Below are 5,427 nucleotides of genomic sequence, written 5' to 3'. Positions count from 1 at the left end.
CGGCGACCGCCGAAGTCCTCCTCGCGCTCGGCGGCCAGCCCGGCGCGGGTGCGCTTCGACAGCGGCAGCCTGCCGGAGGCGTCGGCGGGGATGCCGAGGTCGTCGAAGAGATGCTTCGAGGTCGAGTAGGTCTCGACCGGCTCGGTGATGCCCAGGCCCAGCTCGTCCGAGATCAGTTTCCAGCGCGGCATCTCGTCCCAGTCGACGAGGGTGATGGCCACGCCCGTCTTGCCCGCGCGGCCCGTGCGGCCGATGCGGTGGACGTAGGTCTTCTCGTCGTCGGGAGTCTGGTAGTTGATGACGTGGGTGACGTCGGTGACGTCGATACCGCGCGCGGCCACGTCGGTGGCCACCAGCACGTCGACCTTGCCCGAGCGGAACGCGCGCAGTGCCTGCTCCCGGGCACCCTGGCCGAGATCGCCGTGGACGGCGGCGGCGGCGAAGCCGCGTTCGCTCAGGTCGTCGGCGACCTTCTGCGCCGTGCGCTTGGTCCGGGTGAAGATCATCGTCAGCCCGCGGCCCTCGGCCTGGAGGACCTTCGCGATCAGCTCGGGCTTGTCGAGGGAGTGCGAGCGGTAGACGAACTGGGCGGTGCGGTCGTGGATGGCCCCCTCGTCGTTCTCCTCGGCCCGGATGTGGGTCGGCTGGTGCAGGAACGTCCGCGCGAGGTTGATGATCGGGCCGGGCATGGTCGCCGAGAACAGCATGGTCTGCCGCTTCTGCGGCACCATGCCGAGAATGCGCTCGATGTCGGGCAGGAAGCCCAGGTCGAGCATCTCGTCGGCCTCGTCGAGCACGAGCGCACCCACCTTGCCGAGCACGAGGTGCCGCTGTTCGGCGAGGTCGAGCAGCCTGCCCGGGGTGCCGATCACGAGGTCGACGCCCTGGCGCAGGCTCTCGATCTGCGCCTCGTACGGGCGTCCGCCGTAGATGGAGGCGGTGCGCACGCCGAGGTGCCGTCCCGCCTCGGTGAGGTCCTTCGTGACCTGCACGCACAGCTCGCGGGTCGGCACCACGACCAGCGCCTGCGGCGTGCCGTCGCCCGGCAGTTCCAGCCGTTGCAGCAGCGGAACGCCGAACCCGAGCGTCTTGCCCATGCCCGTGCGGGCCTGGCCGATGACATCCTCGCCGCCGAGCGCGAGCGGAAGTGTCAGCGCCTGGATGGCGAAGGTCCGCTCGATGCCGCTCGCGTTCAGGGCCCGCACGATGTCGTCGTGGACCCCCAGTTCGGCGAATGTCGGGTTCTCGGGCGCGACCGGGGCGCCCGCCAGCAGGGGATGAGCCGTCTCGGTGTTGCCTGCCCCCGGGGTACCGTTCTCCGGTGCCGTGGGCCCGGCGGTGGTGTTCTTCGGGTCGATGTCTGATCGCCTCTCTCGTACCAGCGCGCACAGCCTGGTTGTCACGCGACACTCGACCACCACGCCGAAGCGTTCGCTCCGCGGTGTGTCACACGAAACGGGGTGGGACGCCGCTGGGAGGCGTGCACGCACATTGTCAGTCCGTAGTGAAGTGCGGCGGAAGGCGGCGCGTCCGGCGTGGTACCGGCACTTGTGTCCTGTGCGCCACCTCGACGTCACGCATCCATGCCGTCACGCATCACATGCGGGCATCTTCACTACCAGTCCGAAGTGTAGCTTGTCCACTCGCCGAGGCCGGCCGCGACAGGCCGGTGGTGTGACGTGTTGTTGGTCTCCATTCCCACTCAACTACGGTGTGCCGGGTGAGTGACGCGCACGAGCGGATCGAGACGGGCGTGGTCGACCTGCTGGGGGTCCTGGCCTACAGCGAACTGTCGGCCTTCGACCGCCTCGCCGAGGACGCCCGGACGGCGCCGAGCCTGGCCGGGCACGCCGCGCTGGCCGCGATGGCGGCGGCGGAGATCGGCCACTACCGCCTGTTGGAGAGCCACCTCGCCGAGCACGGCGTCGCGGTCGAGGACGCGATGCGTCCGTTCATCCGCCACATCGACGACTTCCAGGCCTCCACCGCGCCGAAGTCGTGGCTGGAATCACTCGTCAAGGCGTATGTGGTGGACAACCTCGCCGCCGACCTCTACCGCGAACTGGCCGAGATGCTCGACGAGCGGACGCGGGAGCTGGTGGTCACCGTCCTCGCCGACACAGGGCACTCCGCGTTCGCCCAGCGCGAGGTCGCGGCGGCGATCGAATCGGACGTCCCGCTGCGCGACCGGCTGTCCCTGTGGAGCCGCAGGCTGCTGGGCGAGGCGCTGACGCACGCCCAGTACATCGCGGCCGAACGCGACGGCCTCGCCGAGTTGATCGTGGCGGGTTCCGGCGACCTCTCCGGGATCGCCGCACTGTTCCGGCGGCTGCAGCAGCGCCACACCAAGCGGATGAAAACGCTCGGTCTCGGCTAGCCTGGTGGCGTACCAACGGCACCCATCGACAGGCGGAGGTCACACGTGGAGGTCAAGATCGGCATCAAGGACACCCCTCGGGAGCTCGTGGTGGCCAGCAGCCAGTCGCCCGACGAGGTGGAGAAGATGGTGTCCGAGGCCCTGAATGCCGACGACGGCCTCTTCCGCTTGACGGACGAGAAGGGCCGCAAGTACCTGGTGCCCGCCGACCGGATCGCCTACGTCGAGATCGCCCCGTCGGACGTGCGCAAGGTCGGCTTCGCGGTCGGTTCCTGACCCCGGCGTTGCCCGCCCGGCGCTCGCGCGAACGCCGGGCGGGTGCGGCGTCCTCGCCGTGGCTACCCGTCCACGCGAGTGTGTGTACTCTGTGTGTATGGCACGCTTGAACGTCTACGTTCCCGACGACGTCGCGGAACGCGCGCGTGAGGCAGGGCTCAACGTCTCCGCCCTGACACAGGCCGCCATCGTGGCCGAACTCGACAAGAGTGCCACCAATCGGTGGCTCGCCGACCTGCCCGCGCCTCGAGGTGAGATCACGCGCGAACACATCCTCGGTGCACTCGATGCCGCCCGTGACGACATGGGTGACCGTGGCGCGATCTGACCCTTCTTCGAGCACGCTTGTCGTCGATGCGTCCGTTGTCGTGGACGTTCTCGTGGGGGCCGTGCACAGCGACGCGATTCGCCGACGGCTCACGGACACGATCATGCACGCGCCCGCGCATCTGGACGCCGAGGTCCTCAGCGGCTCGCCCGGGCGTGTCCGCGGGCGGAGTCACCACACGGCTGACGGTGCGCGGGTGTCCGGGACCGGCGCGCGTCAGTCCCAGGCGGGCGCGAGATCGTCCAGCGAGGTCGGCACCGCGAACGGGGGTGTGCTGGTGCCGGTGACGCGGTAGCGGTCCCACGGGTCCGGGTCCGAGATCTCGCCGTGCGCACTGCCCTCGGGAGTGCGCAGTTCGACCGTGCGCTTCCTTCCTCCCGCCAGCTCCGAGAGCCGCCGGTCGGGCCTGATCCGGCCGTACCAGTGGTAGTAGCCGTCGATCGGCTGGAAGTGCCCGCGCAGGTGCACCTCGACCTCGAACTCGGTCTCGTCCACCAGCAGCGTGGCGGGTCCGGTGTAGCCGTCCTCGTCGTGGTCGTCGCCGCTCATGACCCCTCTTTCGTTCCCGTCGTCTCCGATGCCGTCGTCGCGTCCGCGGCCCGGGTGGGCCGGAGCTGGACGACCTTGTTCGCGTCGAGTGGCTTGTCCGGGTCGAGCACCATGCCGTGCTGGCGGACGAGCCCATCGATGGCGGCCCAGATGATGCGCGTCAGGTACTCCACGACGCTGTCGCGGCTCATCGTGCGCTTGTCCAGCCACCACTCGCCGGTGTTCTGCACCATGCCGACGATGCCGTGCGCCCACGGTTCGGCGGCGCCGGAGTCCATGTTCAGCATGCGCATGTAGTCGCCGAGCAGGGCGGTCAGCGCGGTGGCGATCACCTGCTTGTCCTCGGCGACCACGTCGGCGTCGACCGGGCGGTCGGTGAACGACTTGCGCGCCAGCAGCCGGTAGAGGTTCGGGTGCTCCTCGATCACGGAGAAGAACGCGTCGAGCGCCATCCGGATGCGCGGCACCGGGGCCAGCTCGGCGTTGATCGCCGGAATGAGCCGCTCGAACAGGATCTCGGTGCCCCGCTGGCCGAGCGCGAGGTAGAGGTCCGACTTGTCCTCGAAGTGCCGGTACAGCACCGGCTTGGTCACCCCCGCGGCCGCGGCGACGTCCTCCATGCCGAGTTCGGGCCCGTGCTCGTCCAGCGCGCGCAGCGCGGCTTCCACGAACTCGGCACGCCGGGCGATGCGGTGCTTGCGCCAGCGGTCCCGGCGCGCGTCGCCGGGGCGGGCGGAGTCGGAGCCCCCGCTGCCGTGGTTGACACGATCGACCATGTTGTCCATGCTACCAGAAGTAACTGTTACCGGAAGTTACATCAATCGGGGAAGGTGGTGGGCGCGATGACGCGCACGCTGGAGGACGGGCGGGAAAAGACCGCCGCACGGCTGCTCCGGTCGTCGGCGAACAAGTTCTACGACCCCGAGGTCGACATCGACTGGGACGCTCCGCTGGTCGAGGGCAAGCGCTACGTCCCCGAGACCCGCACCAGTCTCTACGGCACCGAGCTGTGGGAGACGCTCTCCGACGAGCAGCGCATCGAGCTGGGCAAGCACGAGATCGCCAGCATCGCCACCAACGGCCTGTGGTTCGAGATCCTGCTCATGCAGATGTTGCTCAAGGAGGTCTACCGGGCCGACCCCACCACCGGTTTCGCGCAGTACGCGCTCACCGAGGTCGCCGACGAGTGCAGGCACTCGACGATGTTCGCCCGCATGACCGAGCGCATCGGCTGCCCGCCGTACGGGCCGGTCCGCTGGCGCCGCAGGCTCGCCAAGCTGCTTCCGGTGATCGGGTACGGGCCCGCGATGTACGGCTCGATCCTCGTCGCCGAGGAGATCCTCGACCGGATGCAGCGCGAGCAGATGAACGATCCGGAGATCCAACCGCTGGTGCGGATGGTCAACCGCATTCACGTGCTCGAGGAGGCGCGGCACGTCACCTTCGCCCGCGAGGAGGTCATCAGGGGGATGGCCGAACTCTCCGGTGCGGAGAAGAAATACCAGCAGTGGCTGATCGCGGCGGTGTCGTTCGAGGTCACCCGCAGCCTCATCAACCCGCGCGTCTACAAGGCCGTCGGCATCCGGCCCCGGGACGGGTACCGCGCGGCCATGGCCAATCCGTACTGGCAGGAGTCGATCCGCTACGCCGGTGAGCGGATCATGAAGTTCCTCGACGAGAACGGACTGATCGGCTCCGTCGGGAGTGCCCTCGGTGGCGCCGGTCCTTCCTGCTGGGCACCCGGTGAGCGCGGGGATCATCGGGTCGTCACCACCGACGGCACCACGTTGCACGCCGAGGTGGCCGGCCCGGCCGACCGCTCATCGGGTCCTGAGCCGGAGGCGGTTCATCCGGGTCCCGAGCCGGACACGGCTCACTCGGGGCCCAGCCGGACGTG

At 69.3% G+C, this 5,427-nt stretch carries 6 protein-coding genes and 1 pseudogene; 4 read left to right on the top strand and 3 right to left on the bottom strand.

Going from position 1 to position 5,427, the window contains the following annotated elements:
• A partial coding sequence (locus tag SACSA_RS0114310) for a DEAD/DEAH box helicase (RefSeq protein ID WP_028661880.1) occupies positions 1 to 1,274 on the bottom strand: 1,274 nt, incomplete at its 3' end.
• 446 nt (positions 1,275 to 1,720) lie between these two features.
• Between SACSA_RS0114310 and SACSA_RS0114305 the strand changes: the two genes are divergently transcribed.
• The 3 genes from SACSA_RS0114305 to SACSA_RS0114295 all read left to right on the top strand — a co-directional run bounded on the left by SACSA_RS0114305 (position 1,721) and on the right by SACSA_RS0114295 (position 2,981).
• On the top strand, positions 1,721 to 2,377 hold the full coding sequence (locus SACSA_RS0114305) for a ferritin-like fold-containing protein (protein WP_019816584.1): 657 nt from the start codon (positions 1,721 to 1,723) through the stop codon (positions 2,375 to 2,377).
• A gap of 45 nt (positions 2,378 to 2,422) precedes the next feature.
• Positions 2,423 to 2,653, top strand: a complete 231-nt coding sequence (locus SACSA_RS0114300) for a DUF3107 domain-containing protein (protein WP_019816583.1) — start codon at positions 2,423 to 2,425, stop codon at positions 2,651 to 2,653.
• Between the two features lie 97 nt (positions 2,654 to 2,750).
• A complete protein-coding gene (locus SACSA_RS0114295) occupies positions 2,751 to 2,981 on the top strand; it encodes a type II toxin-antitoxin system CcdA family antitoxin (RefSeq protein ID WP_019816582.1) in 231 nt (76 codons plus the stop codon).
• 216 nt (positions 2,982 to 3,197) lie between these two features.
• Here SACSA_RS0114295 and SACSA_RS0114290 read toward each other — a convergent pair whose 3' ends face one another.
• Together SACSA_RS0114290 and SACSA_RS0114285 are read right to left on the bottom strand one after the other, a co-directional pair.
• On the bottom strand, positions 3,198 to 3,530 hold the full coding sequence (locus SACSA_RS0114290; protein ID WP_019816581.1) for a DUF4873 domain-containing protein: 333 nt from the start codon (positions 3,528 to 3,530) through the stop codon (positions 3,198 to 3,200).
• Positions 3,527 to 4,315 carry a TetR/AcrR family transcriptional regulator gene (locus SACSA_RS0114285; protein WP_019816580.1) on the bottom strand — a complete coding sequence of 263 codons (789 nt, stop codon included), beginning with the start codon at positions 4,313 to 4,315 and terminating at the stop codon, positions 3,527 to 3,529. The genes SACSA_RS0114290 and SACSA_RS0114285 overlap by 4 nt, the downstream gene beginning before the upstream one ends.
• Positions 4,316 to 4,372: 57 nt before the next feature.
• Between SACSA_RS0114285 and SACSA_RS0114280 the strand changes: the two are divergent.
• Positions 4,373 to 5,277: pseudogene (locus tag SACSA_RS0114280) on the top strand (AurF N-oxygenase family protein).
• Positions 5,278 to 5,427: the final 150 nt, after the last annotated feature.

Source organism: Saccharomonospora saliphila YIM 90502 (assembly GCF_000383795.1).
Lineage (GTDB): Bacteria > Actinomycetota > Actinomycetes > Mycobacteriales > Pseudonocardiaceae > Saccharomonospora > Saccharomonospora saliphila.
This window is presented reverse-complemented; position numbering and strand designations above follow the sequence as displayed.

Bases quoted from the DNA above. Each gene is read 5' to 3' on its own strand.
- SACSA_RS0114290 (WP_019816581.1), bottom strand. From the start codon at position 3,530: ATGAGCGGCGACGACCACGACGAGGACGGCTACACCGGACCCGCCACG.
- SACSA_RS0114295 (WP_019816582.1), top strand. From the start codon at position 2,751: ATGGCACGCTTGAACGTCTACGTTCCCGACGACGTCGCGGAACGCGCG.
- SACSA_RS0114285 (WP_019816580.1), bottom strand. From the start codon at position 4,315: ATGGACAACATGGTCGATCGTGTCAACCACGGCAGCGGGGGCTCCGAC.